Raw genomic sequence first — 18370 nt, forward strand, 5'->3', positions numbered from 1 at the left:
ATAAAGTCAATTTCTGAAAAAAAATCAGACAACTTTGATGTTTTCCTTTTTGGCGTTGGATACAAATTCTTAAGAAATGAAAACGTTGCCGGATACATTCGCAGTATCTCAAGAATTTCTAAATCTGCTAAGGTTTTGAAAATCAACGACACTGATTTTGTGGACGCTGAATTGATAAAATGGTGCTCTGAATCTGGTATTCCAGTATCTTTTGGATTTATGTTCATGGCAAACACGGTTCCCAGGCATGAAGATAAAATCCTTTCTTTTACTAATATGGCAGAGCTCAGTAGGGGAGCAGATAAACTCGGAATTTTGAAGATGGATGTGGATAACCTTGGAAAAATATTTTCTGGAAGTTTCGATAAAAAAAGCACAGGTATTGCGAGAATATCAACAATGAGCACGATGCTTGATTTCTACTTTTCGGGAATCTTAAATAGAGTCTGTGAAAGGCACTATTTCCTGGATGAAGCAGACATTTGTGAAAACTGCAAGAAAGAAGCGGTCAAAATTGAACTTTCTCCTGAGTATGAAAATGAAGCTCCTGAAATCGTCTACAGGATGAAAGATGAAAAACCTGCCTGCAACTTGTGCTTTGAAAAGAAAAGTCCTGCGATCTATGAAAACTATGCTGGAGGCGATGACTTATTGATAATTGGTCCCTGGGATCTTATCATACAGCTTGCTAAAGACATAAGGGAGACCTTTAAAGACTTCACATGCCAGAATCCAGACGTAACTATTTCGGCTGGAGTTTCAATCATTAACAAAAAGTTCCCTATCGGAAGAGCTGCTTTATTAGCGGATGAAGCTCTGCAAAAGTCAAAAAATAATGAAAAAATCATCAAAACTTACGAAAATAAAAAAGATAGTATCTCTGTTTTCGGTGAAACTGTTTATTGGGAAACAAAAGAAGATTTGAAGGGCTTTTACGACCTTTTAGATTTTTCAAAATATCTTGAAGAACTTATTGAAAATAAACAAATTTCGAAAGGTTTTGTTTACTCCTTGCTGGAAATGTGGAATTCTAATTTTGGATACGATCAAACATTGAATAACAAGGTAAGGCGTGAAAAGAAATGTTACGTGCCTTATCTCAAGTATCAACTGGCAAGAAATGTCCGCAAAGAGAATTTGAGAGAAGATCTCGACAAGAAGATCCAAAAAAATTTTCCGTGGATCAAAATTCCGGTATCATGGGTGAGTTTGAGGACGAGGTGATGTTATGGGACAATACAGAGAAAGAAGTGACAACAGGGGACGAAGTGACAATAACGAAATAGGGAAAATCCTTGATGAAATCGGTAAACTCGAGATGCTAAAAGATTTGAGCATTAAATTGATCGCAGATGAAAACGGGTATGCAGACAAGATTGCTCACACACTGAGAAATATGAAAACGGCTCAATTAAGACGCTTTTTTGGAGCTATCAAATTAATTGAAAGAACAATTGAGGAAGAAAATTCCGAAAAAGCATGGGATGAGGTGGAAGCAGAATTCTACTTGCTTAAACCCAAAATTGCTTACGCCAAAGGTAGGAAATTAATTCCGGAGGAATTTTATCAGGTCTTGAAGGTTTCCCTAAACAAGATAAATGTAGGAACCAATGAAGACAAAATCGAGAATTTTAAAAGGTTTGTTAAATTCTTGGAATCGATAGTCGCTTATCATAAATTCTACGGTGGTGATTAAAATGACCATACAGTTTCAGGCTAACTTCCTTCTCAAAGGAACAATTACTTGTGAAACAGGATTACATATAGGGGGAACTTCAGAAGGTATAGAGATTGGTGGACTTGAAAACATAGTGATAAGGGATCCTAAAACCGACCTGCCGTTTATCCCTGGATCTTCATTAAAAGGTAAGATGAGAACTCTTCTTGAGTTAAGTTATAAGGATTCAAGTGAGAATATCATCAAAAATAAGGGCGAACCCTGTAAATGCGGGAAATGCATCCCCTGTAAAATATTCGGTTCTTCAGCTCCTGATAATAAGTCTAAAGATGATGATAGGCAGCAAGGGCCTACACGCCTTGTAGTAAGAGACAGTTTTACCACTGTAGTAAAGTTGGAAACCGAACTGAAGTCTGAAAACACAATAAACAGAATCACTTCCGAAGCTAATCCGAGAAGCATGGAAAGGGTTCCCAGAGGAACCCAATTCAAATTTGAAATGATCTTCAGCATATATGAAGAAGAAGATTACAGCAACTTCTTAAAACTTATTGACAGCATGAAACTGCTGGAAGATAGTTACCTTGGTGGAAGCGGAACACGTGGATATGGCCAGATACAGTTCAAAGATATATATGTCTTAAAGAGACCTGCAGGGTATTACACTTCAAGCGCTAAAGAGATAGAGATCAGCAACTTTGGATCTCTTACAGACATGCCAAAAGATGATGAATTTCTGGCCAGAATAAAATGAATTTTATCTTTCCGGAAGGATCGCTAATGATAATTTACATTGAGCCCAGATCCTCATTTCGACCTATTTCATCAGATACTCTTTATGGTGCAGTAGTCAACACTCTTCAGACCTTGTCTCAAGACTTTGACGAACTGTTACCTTCTACAGAGAAACCTCCTTTCCTGATATCTTCAGCTTTTCCCTTTGTACAGGGTTCAGAAATAAACCACTTTTTCCCTCGGCCTCTTGATAAAATGCAGGAAAATAGTAGCATAGATAACGCTTTTCGTAAAAAAATAAAAACAGTACAATACATACATGAAACTATTTTCGAGAAGTGGATTAATGGAGAGATTAACGAGGAAATTCTGAGCAAAAATTTCGATAATTATCAAGCCAGTGGAGGGCTTTTATACCCAAAGGATTTGAATTTGGATTTCAGTATAAAATCTCTTGACACCGCAAGAAATTCCCTTAACCGACTAACACATTTTTCCGATTTCTTCTTTACCTCTGGATATTACTATAGAAACGCAGGTCTTTTCTTCATGGTTTGGTTTCTAGATCAGAAATCTGAATCAAAATATAGGGATCTTTTGCTTGGAAGCTTCAATTTCCTTAGAGATCGAGGATTTGGAGGAGATGTATCTGTTGGGAAAGGACACTTCGAAATTTTTGACATCAAAGATCAGGAAATCATAGACGAACCTGCAGATGGAAATCGTTTTATTTCTCTTTCCAAGTACCTACCAACCTCAGATGAAATAAAAGCATTTCAGGAAAAAAGGAATCTGTGGTATGATTTTTACACCAAAAGAGGCAGGGACTCCAGCGGTAGGATAAGGAAAAAAGTCCGATTTTTCTTGGAAGGGTCTACATTTCCGGACCTGAACAAAGATGTTTACGGAAAAGCAATTTCTGTGGATAAGGAAGCTGTAGAATTCGGATATTCTTTCAATATGAGGATGAGGGATTAACGTGACAAAACTTATCCTTGAAACCATTTCACCTATCCATATCGGAAGCGGGGAGATCTATTCAAGTGCAGAGTTTCTCTCTATGGGAAACACGATTCACAGAATGGACATCAACAAGATCTACAGCCTACTTAGTGAGAAGGAAAGAGAAGTATTCGTGGATTATCTAGAAGATCAGTACTTCAGGCTTGACGATTTTTTCAGAGGGAAGAATATCTCCATTACTGCGTCCAAACTTTATTCACTGGAAAAGAAAGGGCAAATACCTCGAGAAATCAAAGAGCACATCAAAACTGGAATGAAAGGCTACCTTCCAGGTTCATCCCTTAAAGGAGCAATAAAAACTGCGGTTATGAACACTTTTATGGACGAGAAAAAGATTGAAAAAATAGCAGAAATATTCGATAACCCAGATACCAGAAGAAGAAATGGGGAAATCCAGAGATTTGTCGAAGATGTTTTTTCCAGTGGAGGAAAGCAGAGCTCCTATTCAGATTTCATGCGTTTTGTACAAATTACCGATTTTATACCTGTAAATCGGCTTTGTGTTTCGGAAGTAAAGTCCCTAGAAGTCAATGATGGCATAGATAGCACAAATAAATGGTACTGGTACCAGAGAAATTATAAAGTCGTCCAGAGTTTCCTGGAAACGATTGGAATAGGCGAGAAGCTGGAAGGAGAAATTCATTTTACTTATAATGATGACGTTCATTACCCCCTTGGACTAAAGGGAAAAGCAGATATTTTGAATATAGAGGAAATTAAGTATTTCATTTTCAACTTCTCAGCCGAAATAATAAAATATGAAATTTCTTTCGCGAACAAATACAACATAAATTTCCTCCTCGACTTTTACCGTAAACTCATGAAGCTAAACACTCCAGAGTCTCCGGTCATCAAACTGGGGCATGGAGTAGGGTATCTTGGAACAACAGTAGGTCTGGAAATCAAAAAACAGGACCATGAAGTCTTCGAACAAGTGAGAAAATCTCTTCGTGGAAGATCCTACGATTTCGAATATCCCAAAACCAGAAGAATTGCGATAGAAGAAAACGTACCTATGGGCTGGTGTAAAATTTTATGATGCTAGATACAGCTGTTCTAATACTCAACACCGACAGACCGGTGAAAGAACCTGTCGCAAAACTACGTGGTTTTATCGGCAATCAGTTTCCCGATTATTCGCTGCTTCATCACCACGTTGAAAATGGTTACCTCTGCACCTATCCTAAAGTTCAGTATAAAATAATCGAAGGCACTCCTTTTATGGTTGGAATAGACGAGGGTGCGAAAGTCCTGAAAGAAATTTCAGGTGACATCAAAAAGTTAGAATTAGGAAATTCTGTTTATAAGGTCTCAAGTAAACAGATCAATGAACAAGAAGTTGAAGTTGTTTCTCAACGAGTGATGTATAATTATAGTTTTTTAACTCCGTGGTTTGCTTTAAACCAAAAGAATTACGCCAAATTCATGGAAATGAAGGATTGGCGTGAAAAGAAGCTATTTCTAAATAACATCCTCGTAGGAAACCTACTTTCGATGTGCAAGGGATTAGGTATAATTGTTAATTCTAGATTAAACGTACACAGTCGTCTCAACGAGGAAATAATTGAATTTAAAGGTATTCCGTTTACAGGATTTACTGGAGAATTTACAGTTAATTTCAGAATTCCTGATTTTTTTGGTATAGGTAAAAATACGTCTCATGGATTTGGAACAGTAAGAAGAATAAAGGAATTGGAACAATAAAAATTAATGTGATTTATAATTGCTGAACATAAGTGAATGGAACTTCCATTAATAGGTGGAATTGATTGTGAGCTCATTATTTTGGCTAAAAAGATCAATGGTAGAAAAGGAAGTTTGGATAGGGCTCTTTATATTTGGATTATTCTCAATGTTGGCTGACACAGCAGGTGATTTTGGGCATAATAGGTTGGCTGCCTTTTTTCGAATTATCGGGATGTCACTATTTGTTTTATCTTTTGTAGGTGATTATATGCTAAGATGGATGGAAAAGTCCCTTTTGATTCCAATTATGTTTACCGAAGAGATGGACAATAACACCTCGCACAATATGTATGAGACCTTTGTTCGATCAGATCGAAAATTGAATAATGGATCTAAATTATTAGAAAAAATACCTTCTATGAAGTTCAAAGATCCAGTTATTAGTCTGGGTAAATTTAATCCGCGAAAATCGCACAATCCTGAAGACTGGATTTTAGCCTGGGATGAATTATTGAAAGAATGGGATAGTGGGATTGATAGGAAGTTAATGGAAAGACCACTTTCTAACGAAGGTTGCAGCTACCATATCTTTCCCCACGTTGCTTTACCATTAGCCTTTGCACTAGGAGCTTCAGTAAATTTAAGGAGACCGTTGGCTCTTTACCATTATCAAAGTTTTGATAATAAATTTTATAAGGTTCTTGATCTAAAGGATCCAAGAGAAGTTATCTATGAACGTGATCCCAGTGTTCCTATAGTTCCTCCTAAAACTATTCCCGAAAATCTTAACTTGGATGGCGGGAAAAAGTTAATCCTGCATATTATCATATCTGCTCGCCATATTGAAAACTTCCATCTGCATGAAGACTACCTCAATGCTACCAATGTTGCTATTGTCTATCCCACAGACCTAAGCCCTAAAGACAACTGGTTACCTTATGTTCAGGAAATAGTTCAAAGGGCAAAGCCACTGATTCATCGCTATGAGGATGTTGAGGTTTGCCTAATTTGTCCTTCAGTTATAGCTTTTGCACTTGGAATGGCATTCTCCAGAAAAGGATCTTTGAAAGTCTGCCATTATTTTAGTGATGGTAAATACAGGCCTGTATTTCCACTCTCTAAAATTGAAAGTCACCCCCCTTTCAGTTAATTTCAACAGTATAGAGAACGGATTTGCAAAACAGCTTCCAGCAAAACAAGGACTAAACCCCATAATAGGGAGTTTTTCATTCTTTCTGTAGCTTCAAAATATTTTCTGCTACAAAGATCAAAACCGAAGCCCTAAAATAACTCTAAAATTTATTATTTAACAGGGTGAAAATTATGAGCAGCGAAATTGAAAGTCCGGAATGTTGCCCTCGGTTTTATCCTGAGCCCTGGGATGGAAAAATCTTTGAATGGAACAATAAAAAGTTCATCAAGGATTCGGTTACTACGCAGTTTTACATGCCTCTAAACTTTGGAGAGGTAATAATGAGGATGAACGAGAAAGTTGCCAGAGCCGCGGCGGAAATGCCGGATTGGCTCTGTTTGTCGGATCATACCTCAGAAAGCAATATGGATCTTTATCTTGCTGTCGATAAAGAAGTGGACGGCGCCGAAAACGTAACATTGAGCGGGAAGTTTCTGAGCAAAGCGTATGAGGGAAGTTTTGAAAATACAGGAGAATGGTGCAGGGACTTTGAAGCCTACGCAAGAGGCAAAGGGCTTGCAGTCAAGAAATGGTATATGTGGTATACCACCTGTCCCGCCTGTGCCGAAAAATACGGGAAAAACTACGTTGTTATCGTAGCCGAAGTCTAAAATAAAAATAGAGTCATAATATTGCCGGTTTGCACCTTTCCCGGCTTTTAACTCTTTTAATTCTAGAAAGGCGGGCATGAAAAAACTGTAATTTCGTAATAAGTCCTTTAAGTTAGAGCCTATCCGAAAAGTGTTGTTACCTACTGTAACTTTTACAATTGACAATATGTACAACCTGAGAGGATGCCGATATTATAGGCCTATCGTAACTTTTCAACATGCGTTAATGATTTTTCGGATAGGCTCTTAGTCTCCTCGAGCGTAGCGAAACTCGGGCGGAAAAGCTAAAACTCTATAAAATTAGTCCTCTTGAGCGAAGCGAAAAGGACCTCGTGCTCCCGAAGCGAAACTCGGGAAGCGAAACTCGGGCGAGAAGGACAGCGTACTCCCGAGGCGCAGTTCGGGAAGAGAAAGTCACTTCTTTTGCTCTCTTCTCCGACCCCAACTTTTCTCAGTTCCATCTTCTTTTGGCTCTTTCCTTGTCCATTCACTCCTCGTAGTCCCTTCTCTTCTTTGCTCCGTTCCCTTACCCCAACTTTTTTCAGTTTCCTCTCCTTTTGGCTCTTTCCTTGTCCATACGCTCCTCCTTACTTTCGGCATTTTTTCATAGATTTCCTCTTCCTCTTCATCCAGGCCGAACCCGAGTTTGGAGCTTACGGAAGTTCTGGCTTGTCTGGCCTCGGCATAGTCAGGATTGATCTTCAGGGCTCTATCAATGGCTCTCAAGGCTTCTTCATTTTTTTCCAAACCGGAAAGAGCCATGCCTTTGCAGTACCAGGCATCGGCAGAATCAGGCTTTATTGATATCGCTTTGTTGCAGGCCTCAAGGGTTCTTTTATATTTGCCGAGCTTTAAATGGACAAGGCCTTTCCCAACCCAGGTCTTTGCATTGTCAGGGTTTATTTTGAGGGCAGCGTCATATGCTATCATGGCTTCTACAGGCCTGTTCAGACTGTAGAGGGCAAAGGCTTTGCCTTCCCATGTTCGGGCAAGTTGCTGGTCTAGTTGGAGGGCGGCATCATAGGCTTTTATAGCTTCTTCGTACCTGCCGAGGTCAGCAAGGACAGAGCCTTTTGCGTGCCAGGCGCCTGTAAGTTTCGGATTGGCAGCAAGGGCTTTTTCACAGGCCAGAAGGGCTTTTTCTTGCTGCCCGAGCTTGCAGAGAACTGAGGTTTTGATATTCCAGGTTTTGTCGCTGTCAGGTTTTATTTCAAGCAGACTGTCAAAAGCTTGCAGGGCAGCTTCCTCCATTTTGAGCTGCAGGAGCAAGAAACCTTTTTCATAAAGGTATCCCGGGTTTTCAGGCTCGATTTCAAGGGCTTTTCCAATTGCTTTAAGGGAGTCCCTATACATCTTGTGCCTTAGATAAACTGCGGCTTTCCCTGCCCAGGCACCTGCATCATGTGGGTTTTTTGCAAGGGCTTTTTCGTGGACTTCTAGAGCTTTATTAAGGCGTCCATATGCGGTTTCACCTGCCTTGCCTGCATCTTTCCTGGAGGTCCTGCTTGTTTTGCCTGTTTTGCTTGGCCTGCATGTCTTTCCTTTCCTGTCTGTCTTTCTTTTAGGGTTATTTTCCATAGTATCGGTCCGGTATTATTTTGTATGTGGAAACGCTTTTTTGTAAAGAGAATTTTGTAAAGAGAATAAAGTACATTCCAACCCTCCCCTGAAGGGCGGCAAATTCTCGGAGAAATCTTCTTTCAGACTCAGTTCTCTTATTTTAAACTGCTCCTGTGAACCTATTTCAAGTAACAGGGTGAGGGATTTATTCAGCAGGAGGAAAGAAATATTTTCGATGCATTCTCTTGCCTCTTACATATCCATCTCATTTAAATAGTGTTCATTATAATGACGATTTTTGTCTATGGGATCATTATTATAATGAAACTCATGGGAATAAACTGTACCTATAGTCAAAATCTTCAAGGATGAATCTCACACGCCTCTAAACCCCTTTCCCTCGATCTTTGCCAGAACCTCAAAACCTTCTCTTTTCGAACCCGGGGAGCCTCACTTCTGGGACGACCCTCACATTTCAAAGAGCATGCTAGAAGCCCATCTTGACCAGGAGCATAACGGTGCAAGCCGGAAAATCGCTGAAATTGAAAAAACGATCTGCCACCTGACTGCCTCAGGCATACTTAAAACCGGAGACATGGTGCTTGATCTAGGCTGTGGGCCCGGGTTATACAGCAGCAGGTTGGGTCGAGAAGGGATGAAGGCCACAGGCATTGACATATCCCAATTGTCCGTTGACTATGCCCGCTCTCAGGCTGAAAAGGAAGGGCTGGATATCGAATATATCTGTGCCGATTTTTTCAATATCGAGTATGAAGAGACTTTTGATATTGTTCTTCAGGTCTATGGAGAAATCTGCACTTTTTCCGATGAAAAACTGAGCCTGCTCCTTAACCTGATACACAGAGCACTTAAGAACAACGGAATTTTTATTTTTGACGTGTCCACACGGACGCTTCGCCTGCGAGAAGGGCTTAAAAACAGATGGTACGTTTCCGAAGGAGGTTCTGGAGGCCGGAAAAACACCTTGTACTGGAAGAGGGGTTCGATTACCCGGAAAATGATGTCTGGATGAATCAGTATATCGTTATGGATGAAGACTGCACAGTTAAGACCTACAGGCTCTGGCTGCATGACTATTCTCTTGAGACGGTAAGCCGGGTGCTTGAGCAGAACGGGTTTAAGGTCGAGAAGACATGGAACAGCTTTTCCGGAGAACCGTACAGAGAAGGCGGAGACTGGATAGCGATAGCGGCAAGGAAAGTATAGGTGAATTGCGAAATATCGGGCTGCTTGAAAATAACCGATAAATTTACGAGTAATTTTGAAAAATTTATAAAGATTGCACTCATTCAGGTTTACATACATCTCATAAAATATCTGGGGACAATTTACACTCCAGAAAAAATCAGGTGTTTATATGAATGAGCTGAATATTCGGGAAGCCGACAGGTTGGAAGTAACAATCCTGATGGACAATTACACGGACATGTTAGTAACAGAGAATACCTGCATATGCAAAAGGCCGCAGTTACCTCTTCCTCAAATACTACTTGCCGAACACGGGCTTGCGTGCTTAATTAAAGTCTGTGCAGAAAATGAGGAACACATCGTATTGATGGATGCAGCAGTGACTCCAACCTGCTTTTTTAATAACGCAAAACTTTTGAAGGCTGACCTTGGCAGGATAGAAGCTGTGGTCCTGAGCCATGGGCATCCTGATCATTTTCTCGGGCTTGTAGAGCTTTTGAAATTCGTAAGTAAAGAACAGAATAAAAAAGTCCCGCTTTTTCTCCATCCTGATTCCTTTCTTGAACGCCGAATGAATATTCCTGCAATCGAGCACCCTGTCACAATGCCTGCACTCAACGAAGATGATCTGAAAGAAGCCGGAGCTGATCTTGTAAAATCCGAAAAAGCTTTACTGGTCGCAGGTGGTCTTATCTATACTACAGGGGAGGTGGAACGCACAACAGCATTTGAAAAAGGATTCCCCTGGGCTGAGGCAAAGCTTGATGGGAACTGGGTTACTGACCCTTTCCGGGATGATCAGGGGCTGGTAGTAAAATTGAAGGGCAAAGGGATTGTAGTCATCAGCGGCTGTGCCCATGCCGGAATTATCAATACAGTCGAGTACGCAAAGAAAATTGCAGGAACGAATAAGGTTCATGCGGTGCTCGGAGGCTTCCATCTTACAGGCAGGATTTTTGATCCGATAATTCAGCCCACAATTCACGAAATGAGAAGAATAAAGCCTGATTATGTCATCCCTATGCATTGTACAGGCTGGAAAGCTATAAACCGGTTTGCAGAAGAGATGCCAGAACAATTCCTGCTCAATACTGTCGGCACGACCTATGTATTTAATGGGAATCCTTAAACTGAGGAATCGAGTACATAAAAACCCAATTCTTCAATAAATTTCAGTGTCCGATCAAAATAGCCGTAAAAAGCGTCAGTATAAGACATATGAAAGAGAAGAATAGCACAAGGCTCGCTCTCCTCTCTTCTTTTTTTGACAGTTGAGCTGGCACTCCTTTTACATAAAGCATATACAGCAGCGGTATTAAGATTGACACCACCCAGAAGAAGTATTTTACATCTTCATACGATGCCATCTCAGTTGTGGTCAATAAAACTAAGGTAATCATCAACCAGATTATAGCGATATAAATCCTGATGATTAACTTTTTTTTCAGAGAAAGAAATTTAGAACTATTTTTGCTATATTGGGTATAGACCTTAGAATCTACCAACTGTATAACACCATAAGTTATTATAAGAACTAATGTTTAAGATATTTTCTGCGTGACTCCAAACATTATTTTCCAGCCAACGATGCCTATAGAAAAATTCAACTAACACTTTCAGTCAATCAACAGTATGGACATGGGTTCAGGCTGCCCTTTGATCGGGAATGTTATGGGCATCTCGGATTCTGCGGCAGTCTTTTTCATATTGATTCCAACGGCATGTTCCGGAATTCTTGCCATATTCGAATGGAGACAGGTTCCTTTTTCCACATTGCATTTTTCACACAGCCTGCAAGAACCGTTTACAAATGCGACTGCAAAGGTGAAACCTTCGTTAAAGGCTGTTTTTTCAAGCTCGAGCATTGAGAGCAGTATTTTTTTGCTGTAGTCAAAATACTCTTCCCAAAACTTTGCTGCTTTTTCTCTTGTTTCCTCAGATCCTGCAGGGTCAAGCCAGGTCCTGTACGGAGCTTTTGCAATCTCTTCGTCTGCAACTGCAGGCGACCTGAACTTGACAAGCAGGGCATATCTGTACTCTTTGAGTATTTCCCGAAATTCGTCAACCGTGGGAACGTTAGGCGGGCAGGTCAGCTTTTTTCCGTACCCTATACATCCTCTGCATTTTAAGACTACTCTCTTCTCTACAAAGACTTTATAGGTGGGAATTATCTTTGCTTCGATAGCCTCCAGTTCCAGGGCTTTTTTTACAAGAAAGTTAAGTTCCTCAGGTTTTGTATCTCGAAATGCCATATTCATCCTTTCTAAGACTTATTTTCACATAAAGGCGGCCTAATAATATCTATTACCCGCCTCTATTTAATTCGAGAACCGGGCACCGCTTAACCGTATTCAATATTTGTTTTTCACTGCAGATCGATTTTCCTCTTATTTTATCTTTTATCATACGATTGTGACTTTTTAAATTTTTCGATTTATTTATAATATTCTGTCCACTGCACAATATCAGACTCTTCAAATAATCAATCCCCCAATTTAGGTAGGAGTAAATCAACTATAGTTAATATAAAGTAACAAAAAAGTAGACATAAGTGTTAAATATCTGTTCGTAGTATAATTAAGTGTCTCTACCAAACAGACACAAAACTTAGATCGCCTCCTAAATTGTCAAAGCACCCGAGCTCTTTTTTGCCCCTGCCTATAGTAGTAAAACAGACAGGGGCCAGTGTGCAAAAGATGGAGTGCCGGATTAAAACATGTAGCTAACTTTTCAGTAACGAGACGAAAAAATTAATTATATCGATCCAAAAAACAAGTTGAAGTGCTACTTCTCTTTTTTCTTAATGGCCCCGAAAAAGGTAGGTCACAAGCAGCCGGTCATAGCATGGGGTCTAAAAAAGGAATTCAAAAAATCAGGATCTATGTAAGCAAGAGTTAGCAGCTAAGAGCCGGCAGTTAAGATTATGCCAGATATTGCTGATCTAAAATGTCAATAATTTCTGAGACAGCAGTATTGTTCTGGAACTATACTTCCCTGGCCACCCTGAACCCAAGGCTATTAAGCTTCTTATCCTGAGCCGCAAAAAGTCTTTCAGCCGATCGGCAGCAACCTGCATTTCCATTCCACCCTCCGCCTCTTCTTACTCGCACTGGGGTAGATACGCTTGTGAATGGGCTTTCCCATGTTCGGCCATCTGTTGGGGCGCCTTTATAACTTATATGGTACTCATCCTGCACCCATTCTCCTACATTCCCGTAGATGTCATAAAGCCCCCTCGAGTTCGGCTTTTTCAAACCGACTGCATGAGTTTCGAGTCCTGAATTTTCCAGAAACCAGGCATGTTCCGTAAGTTTCGATTCGTCGTTTCCGAAGAAATAACCGGTTGTAGTCCCTGCCCTGGCTGCATACTCCCATTCGGCTTCCGCAGGGAGTCGATATATACAATTGCTTTCGTCAGCTTTTTCAAGGGCAGTAAGTTTCTTGATAAAAATCTGAGCTTCATTCCAGGAAACATTTTCAACCGGGTGCTTTGCTCCCTTGAAATACGAAGGGTTATTCCCCATGACTGTTTGCCATTGCTCCTGTGTAACCTGATACCTGCCCAGGTAAAAGGATTTTTTAATCGTTACTCTGTGCACAGGGCTTTCCCAGAGTTTTCTGCGTTTTTCGCGTATTGGAGAGCCCATCTCAAACTCTCCGGCATGAATCAGGACAAACTCCATCCCAATAGAATTATTCATTGACATGCTTGAAGAAGCCTTGATTGAGTTATTCATTGAATTATCCATCGAGTCTCACCATATCATTGAAATAATCAAAAATACTCCTAAGGTTTTATTTCCTTTTCCTTTCCTATTATTTATTTCTTAAATTAATCAAAACTTTATATAAATATATATAATTATAAATATAAATAAAATTAGTAATATTTCTTATAAATTATAAAGCATAGTCAAAATATAGAGTACAGTTAAAAAGTTGAATACATTCAAAATGAAAACGTTTTTAAGACATTAATATAGAAGCACGGGAACAGACTACAAGTGAGCAACAATTAAACCGTGCCTTTTTAACCTGATTCTGTCTTCTGGCAGACGAAAAGACCTTCTACTGTTCCTGAAAGAAAAACCAAGAGATATTATTCAATCAAAGAACTGCTTAAAGTAGATGCCAGTTCGGCCCAGCCTTATATTAAAAGAATTTAAGCCTATAGGAATGTCGATCAGGATGAGGGGTTCTGCTTCTACTCCTTTTTTAAGAAGTTAATAAGGGATTAAAACTCAGGAAAAAACAGGGTTTCTCACTCACAGCTTTTTTCATTTTCCGTATCCGGGAACACTGCAAATCAGCCTGTTCTGCGTCTGTCAACCTCTACAAAGACCTTTTTATTCATATAAGTAGTTGGAGGAGAGCATTTAAATGAGTTCTTCTTGCGGACTATCTTATTAACACTAAGACTGTAGGAAATAATTAACTAATACAAAGACATACAAATTAATAAAAAGTAAAGGTTGGAAAGTCCCAGGAACACGCGTGAAGACGAATAAAATAACGATAAATCAAATTGCATGCGGCCACCCCACCCTAAAGGATGGGGTATGCTGATGGGCCGCACGCCGATTTATGGGGAATAGTTTAGTATCCTTTGACAAGATTTCCTTGATATAGAGTTGCATTCCCAACTCCTGTAACCATGGTACCAAGAAACCTTATTTTACAAAGAAGCGATGATATAGAGGTTTAAACAAAACCAAAAAGAGGCGAGGGTTCACTTCATCCCCGACCTAAAGGATAGGGTATTCGTGACCCTCCGCACTCCCAAAGTAATAAAGATTAATAGAGTAAACTTAAATTTTGATCCAGGTAATTCAAAATTAATTAAATAAATTTTTAACTGAAGAAACTGGTCAGATGGACGTAAAAATTGCCTGAATTGCCAGATAATTAATGATAAGGAGACGGGTTATGAAACTCTGGTTGCTCAAAGCCGCAGGTATCTTAGAAGACGAAGAAATTATTCTGAAAGACAACGTGATCACGATAGGATGGGCTGAGTTCCCAAATTTATCACATATTAAAAACGAAGAACAGGTAAAGAAAATCATGCTTGAAAAATACCCGGGAATGCAGGAAGTACGTGGCTGTGCCTGGGCAGGGGAAATCTGCGCCTTTATTACAAAAATAAAGAAAGGAGATCTTGTGGCAGTTCCGCTCAAAACCAGAAATGAAATAATGATCGGAAAGATTACCGGAAACTACGAATACAGACAGCTCAGCAACTTCATTACCCATATCAGAAAAGTAAGGTGGCTTAAAACACTCTCTAAGGGAGACTTCGAGGAAGAATATGATGCGGACCTTAGCTCCCCTGAGATACTCTCTCTCATAAAAACTGAACCTGAAAAGCTTTCAGGTTTTATCGATACAAAAAACCTGGGAGCGCTGGTTGAAGAACTGAGCTTTGCCCTTGAAGACCTTAATTTCCTTAGAGAAAGGATGCTTGAACTTACGTACAGGCTGGCTGAAACCGATGAGATGCCTGAAGTCCGGAAAATTGCAGCTGAAATGGAAAAAATGTTGAGAGAAAAATGAGAGAAAAGTGAAAGAAAAGTGAGAGAAAAAGAGGAGTAGTTCACCCTCTTACCCAAAACCTGATCCTTAAATTATTTTTTATCTATAAGGTCGTTCAGGTCAAGCTCAAAACCAACAACTGCATATCCGAGAGCAAAGTTGCTTATGACCTCAGGGTGAAGTTCTCCAAAGACTCCGAGTTTTTTGCCTTTAACATAGACATCTGCCCGCCTGCCTTCAAGAAAAGCAGGGTCATCGGATTCTTTAACCTCATAGGAAAGCATCATTTCCCTCATAAGGGCATCTACAACCTCATAAATCTCGGTGAAGTTCACCTGCGGGTGCATTGATACCGCAGCTACGTGCTGAACGGTTGTTTCGTTGCTTATGGCTTCCCCAAACTCGAAGATCTTCTGTGGAAGTTCCCTGTGCTGGTTTAAGGCAAGGATCTCAAGAAGGTTCGGAAGCACGGTTGTCCTGAGCATTGTCTGGTCTTCACTTATCGGGTGAAGGACATACGTAACATCGTCTGTTTTTTGCCTGCGCATATTCTCGAAGTTGATCTTTTCGCTGGTAAGCGTAAAGGGCATGACCTCATAGTAGCCCAGCCCTACCATTATCTCGTTCACAGGAGAACGCAGCAGGGAAATTGGGTGAGACTTTCCTGCGGTATAAGTCTCAGGAATCTTTACTTTGATGTTTTCATAACCGTAACCTTTGGCTATATCCTCTACCAGGTCATAGTTATGAAGGATATCTGCTCTGTAAGCCGGCACTTTTACCTCGACGGTCTCTTCATCAAGGGCCTCTGCCCCAAAGCGCATCCTCTCAAGCTGCTTAACGATTTCTTCTGCAGAAAGTTCCATGCCGAGCAGGGATTTTACTTCAGCTTTCGTCAGAAGCCTGGTTTCCGGTTCCAGGTCAGGCAATACAAGTTCTTCGCCGTCGGGCCTGATAACTCTTACAAATTCGATCTGTCCGCCGCGTTCGGCAAGGGCTGTGACAACAATATTTAAGGCGGTGTATACGGCTTCCCCAAGCCCTGTGACATCGATAAAGAGATCGGTTGTGCTTTCGGTCACACTTGTAAGTGTCCCGTTGATGATAGGCGGGAAGGACAGCACGTTGTCATTTGCATCCAGAATGATCGGATATTTTTCAAAGCCTTTAACGAGATGGGCAAACCTTGTGCCTTTAGGGTGCTTTTCCAGGATTTCGGTCATGCTCATCTTTTCAGTGTAATCCAGCGGCACGAACTCGAAACTTGGTTCAACTGCCATATAGCGGAAAGGTGGCTTTACGTTTGAGAGGTCATGAACTCCTATAGAAATTTTTTTCCTGTTTCTTCCCAGGCCCCAGTGCAGGTCTTCCTGAAGGTCCATAAGGGATTTTATAGAAGAGGATGTGAACTTTACGCCTCTTACAACCGCACACCCGAGGAAAGGCCTGATTTTCAGGATATCCTCGTTGACAGAAATCGAAACCTTATATGGTTTTACCTCATATTCGGAAAGCCCGGTCTCAAGGTCCAGGAAACCCCGCATTGCCCTGGCTGCCCCTTCGACACTATAAAGGTCAGGCCTGTCCGGGAAGAACTCGATATCGATAGATTCGTCTTCAATTCTTTCGATATCGGCCCCTATCATAGGCACCCTTTTTATGATGGTTTCCTTATCTGTCCCTGTGAGTTTTTCGAGGTCATCGTACTGCAAGGTAATTACTGGCATTGGGAATTCATCTCGTCTTTTGCTGGCTAACTTAATCCCAAACATACTCAACTTTAGATTTAATGCTTTTGTTTAAAGCCTTTTGTTGAGTTGATTCTCTCAAATATTCACTAGAACATTTAACATCAAGAAAATAAAATCAAAAAGTTTAAACGTCATTTGATTTACACTTAATTAGACTACTTTTACTGATAGATTAATTGCGGTTGGTGCTATGGCTGAAACAGTTACTTGGTTACATATTTCAGATACTCATCTATGCAAAGAGAAACATAGTTGGAATTGCGAAGAAATTTTTGAAAGCTTTTTTATTGACATAAAATTTATGGAAGATAAATACGGTTTAATTCCGGACTTAATTTTTTTTACCGGGGACATTGCTTTAGGTCAAGATAATTCAAAGGGTTTATTTCTTAAAGATCAATATGTAGAGGCTCAGGAATTCATTGAAAAAATTTCTAATGCATTTTCAAAGAAGATACCTATAACAAATATATTTATTGTTCCTGGCAATCATGATGTCAACCGCACTCAAATTACGCCAGATCAAACAGATTGGTTTAAGAATATTCACAAAAAAGTAAAGGAGAATCCGGGTGAAATTATCAATGAACTCGTAAAAAGCAAGAGCAAACAGTGGACTAGATGTATGGAACGCTTAGAAGATTATCGCCTTTTTTTGGACAAGGGGGGTTATAATCATCTGCTTTGTGATCCTGAACGTTTAATTTACTCAAAAGTATGTCGAATAAATGGGTATAAAGTCGGAATATCAGGCTTGAACTCAGTATGGTCATCTTCAGGTGATGGAGAAAAAGCAAATTTATGGCTGGGGACATATCAAATACTTGAATCCCGTAATTTTCTAAAAGACTCCACGTTTTCCATATCACTTATTCATCATCCTCCAAATTGGTTTACCGAATTTGAAGAGCTGGACATAACGAAAAATATGGAGAGGATATTTAAATTCTGCCTTCATGGCCATGAGCATCAAGAATGGGTTACTCTTAAAGATCAACATATAAGGATAGCTTCTGGGGCTCTTTACAACGGCTATGGAAAAGAAACTGGATATAATTTTGTAAGACTATATCCTGATGAAAATGAAGGAGAAGTGTTCCTACGCAAGTATGATAACGGAAGTTGGGTACCACGTATAATAGGCGGAGGTAAGACCGACAACGAAGGAATATGGAAGTTAAAGAGCTTGAATATAAATATTAAGAAGACAGAAAATAACACTGAAACCAAAGAAATCGTTATCCCAGAAGCTAAAGAGATAAATGGAGAAATTTTAAGATACCCACCCTACATGTCAATCTCAGATTCAGTTCCATTATTCTTAGATCAAATAAAAAATATTTCAATAAATGAAAATTTATATAGTTATCTTAGAGCAATAATAAGTATATCC

17 protein-coding genes are annotated in these 18370 nt (G+C 39.9%); 13 read left to right on the top strand and 4 right to left on the bottom strand.

Annotated features, from left to right (window positions below; translation table 11 throughout):
- From cas10 to RG963_RS13770, 8 genes are all read left to right on the top strand, one after another.
- On the top strand, positions 1-1224 hold a 1224-nt coding region (cas10, locus tag RG963_RS13735; RefSeq protein ID WP_310576847.1), incomplete at its 5' end, for a type III-A CRISPR-associated protein Cas10/Csm1.
- A 4-nt stretch (positions 1225-1228) separates the two neighbouring features.
- A complete protein-coding gene (gene csm2, locus RG963_RS13740; RefSeq protein WP_310576848.1) occupies positions 1229-1696 on the top strand; it encodes a type III-A CRISPR-associated protein Csm2 in 468 nt (155 codons plus the stop codon).
- 1 nt (position 1697) lies between these two features.
- On the top strand, positions 1698-2432 hold the full coding sequence (gene csm3, locus RG963_RS13745; RefSeq protein ID WP_310576849.1) for a type III-A CRISPR-associated RAMP protein Csm3: 735 nt from the start codon (positions 1698-1700) through the stop codon (positions 2430-2432).
- Positions 2433-2458: 26 nt separating this feature from the next.
- Positions 2459-3391 carry a type III-A CRISPR-associated RAMP protein Csm4 gene (gene csm4, locus RG963_RS13750; protein WP_310576850.1) on the top strand — a complete coding sequence of 311 codons (933 nt, stop codon included), beginning with the start codon at positions 2459-2461 and terminating at the stop codon, positions 3389-3391.
- 1 nt (position 3392) lies between these two features.
- Entirely contained in the window at positions 3393-4475 is a 1083-nt protein-coding gene (gene csm5, locus RG963_RS13755; protein WP_310576851.1) for a type III-A CRISPR-associated RAMP protein Csm5, read from the top strand.
- A complete protein-coding gene (locus RG963_RS13760) occupies positions 4472-5140 on the top strand; it encodes a CRISPR-associated endonuclease Cas6 (protein ID WP_310576852.1) in 669 nt (222 codons plus the stop codon). The genes csm5 and RG963_RS13760 overlap by 4 nt, the downstream gene beginning before the upstream one ends.
- A 97-nt stretch (positions 5141-5237) precedes the next feature.
- A complete protein-coding gene (locus RG963_RS13765; RefSeq protein ID WP_310576853.1) occupies positions 5238-6272 on the top strand; it encodes a hypothetical protein in 1035 nt (344 codons plus the stop codon).
- Between the two features lie 173 nt (positions 6273-6445).
- Positions 6446-6925: a hydrolase gene (locus RG963_RS13770; RefSeq protein ID WP_310576854.1), complete on the top strand. Its 480-nt coding sequence runs from the start codon at positions 6446-6448 to the stop codon at positions 6923-6925.
- 414 nt (positions 6926-7339) lie between these two features.
- Here the strand turns inward: RG963_RS13770 and RG963_RS13775 are convergent, their stop codons facing one another.
- A complete protein-coding gene (locus RG963_RS13775; protein ID WP_310576855.1) occupies positions 7340-8503 on the bottom strand; it encodes a tetratricopeptide repeat protein in 1164 nt (387 codons plus the stop codon).
- A 466-nt stretch (positions 8504-8969) separates the two neighbouring features.
- On the opposite strand from RG963_RS13775, the gene RG963_RS13780 reads away from it, so the two are divergent.
- From RG963_RS13780 to RG963_RS13790, 3 genes are all read left to right on the top strand, one after another.
- Positions 8970-9518 carry a class I SAM-dependent methyltransferase gene (locus RG963_RS13780; protein WP_310576856.1) on the top strand — a complete coding sequence of 183 codons (549 nt, stop codon included), beginning with the start codon at positions 8970-8972 and terminating at the stop codon, positions 9516-9518.
- A gap of 14 nt (positions 9519-9532) precedes the next feature.
- Positions 9533-9712, top strand: coding sequence for a hypothetical protein (locus tag RG963_RS13785; protein ID WP_310576857.1), 180 nt, complete (start codon positions 9533-9535; stop codon positions 9710-9712).
- A 151-nt stretch (positions 9713-9863) separates the two neighbouring features.
- The gene (locus RG963_RS13790) at positions 9864-10823 is read left to right on the top strand and encodes an MBL fold metallo-hydrolase (protein WP_310576858.1); all 960 of its coding nucleotides are present in this window, start codon (positions 9864-9866) and stop codon (positions 10821-10823) included.
- Positions 10824-11310: 487 nt separating this feature from the next.
- On the opposite strand, the gene RG963_RS13795 is transcribed toward RG963_RS13790, so the two are convergent.
- Positions 11311-11946: a DUF2284 domain-containing protein gene (locus RG963_RS13795; protein WP_310576859.1), complete on the bottom strand. Its 636-nt coding sequence runs from the start codon at positions 11944-11946 to the stop codon at positions 11311-11313.
- A 732-nt stretch (positions 11947-12678) separates the two neighbouring features.
- On the bottom strand, positions 12679-13443 hold the full coding sequence (locus tag RG963_RS13800) for a formylglycine-generating enzyme family protein (protein WP_310576860.1): 765 nt from the start codon (positions 13441-13443) through the stop codon (positions 12679-12681).
- Between the two features lie 1177 nt (positions 13444-14620).
- Here RG963_RS13800 and RG963_RS13805 point away from each other — a divergent pair.
- Positions 14621-15247 (top strand): restriction endonuclease, encoded by a 627-nt coding sequence (locus tag RG963_RS13805; RefSeq protein WP_310576861.1) that lies wholly within the window; start codon positions 14621-14623, stop codon positions 15245-15247.
- A gap of 71 nt (positions 15248-15318) precedes the next feature.
- Here the strand turns inward: RG963_RS13805 and pheT are convergent, their stop codons facing one another.
- Positions 15319-16953 carry a phenylalanine--tRNA ligase subunit beta gene (gene pheT, locus RG963_RS13810; RefSeq protein WP_310576863.1) on the bottom strand — a complete coding sequence of 545 codons (1635 nt, stop codon included), beginning with the start codon at positions 16951-16953 and terminating at the stop codon, positions 15319-15321.
- A 214-nt stretch (positions 16954-17167) separates the two neighbouring features.
- Here pheT and RG963_RS13815 point away from each other — a divergent pair.
- The coding region (locus RG963_RS13815) for a metallophosphoesterase family protein (protein WP_310576864.1) at positions 17168-18370 on the top strand (1203 nt) is incomplete at its 3' end.

The organism is Methanosarcina baikalica, assembly GCF_031461075.1.
In the GTDB taxonomy this organism is placed as follows: domain Archaea; phylum Halobacteriota; class Methanosarcinia; order Methanosarcinales; family Methanosarcinaceae; genus Methanosarcina; species Methanosarcina baikalica.

Excerpts from the sequence above, each read along its gene's own strand:
- csm2 (WP_310576848.1), top strand. The coding sequence starts at position 1,229 with ATGGGACAATACAGAGAAAGAAGTGACAACAGGGGACGAAGTGACAAT.
- csm3 (WP_310576849.1), top strand. The coding sequence starts at position 1,698 with ATGACCATACAGTTTCAGGCTAACTTCCTTCTCAAAGGAACAATTACT.
- csm4 (WP_310576850.1), top strand. The coding sequence starts at position 2,459 with ATGATAATTTACATTGAGCCCAGATCCTCATTTCGACCTATTTCATCA.
- RG963_RS13760 (WP_310576852.1), top strand. The coding sequence starts at position 4,472 with ATGATGCTAGATACAGCTGTTCTAATACTCAACACCGACAGACCGGTG.
- RG963_RS13765 (WP_310576853.1), top strand. The coding sequence starts at position 5,238 with ATGGTAGAAAAGGAAGTTTGGATAGGGCTCTTTATATTTGGATTATTC.
- RG963_RS13770 (WP_310576854.1), top strand. The coding sequence starts at position 6,446 with ATGAGCAGCGAAATTGAAAGTCCGGAATGTTGCCCTCGGTTTTATCCT.
- RG963_RS13775 (WP_310576855.1), bottom strand. The coding sequence starts at position 8,503 with ATGGAAAATAACCCTAAAAGAAAGACAGACAGGAAAGGAAAGACATGC.
- RG963_RS13780 (WP_310576856.1), top strand. The coding sequence starts at position 8,970 with ATGCTAGAAGCCCATCTTGACCAGGAGCATAACGGTGCAAGCCGGAAA.
- RG963_RS13785 (WP_310576857.1), top strand. The coding sequence starts at position 9,533 with ATGGATGAAGACTGCACAGTTAAGACCTACAGGCTCTGGCTGCATGAC.
- RG963_RS13790 (WP_310576858.1), top strand. The coding sequence starts at position 9,864 with ATGAATGAGCTGAATATTCGGGAAGCCGACAGGTTGGAAGTAACAATC.
- RG963_RS13795 (WP_310576859.1), bottom strand. The coding sequence starts at position 11,946 with ATGGCATTTCGAGATACAAAACCTGAGGAACTTAACTTTCTTGTAAAA.
- RG963_RS13800 (WP_310576860.1), bottom strand. The coding sequence starts at position 13,443 with ATGGATAATTCAATGAATAACTCAATCAAGGCTTCTTCAAGCATGTCA.
- RG963_RS13805 (WP_310576861.1), top strand. The coding sequence starts at position 14,621 with ATGAAACTCTGGTTGCTCAAAGCCGCAGGTATCTTAGAAGACGAAGAA.
- pheT (WP_310576863.1), bottom strand. The coding sequence starts at position 16,953 with ATGCCAGTAATTACCTTGCAGTACGATGACCTCGAAAAACTCACAGGG.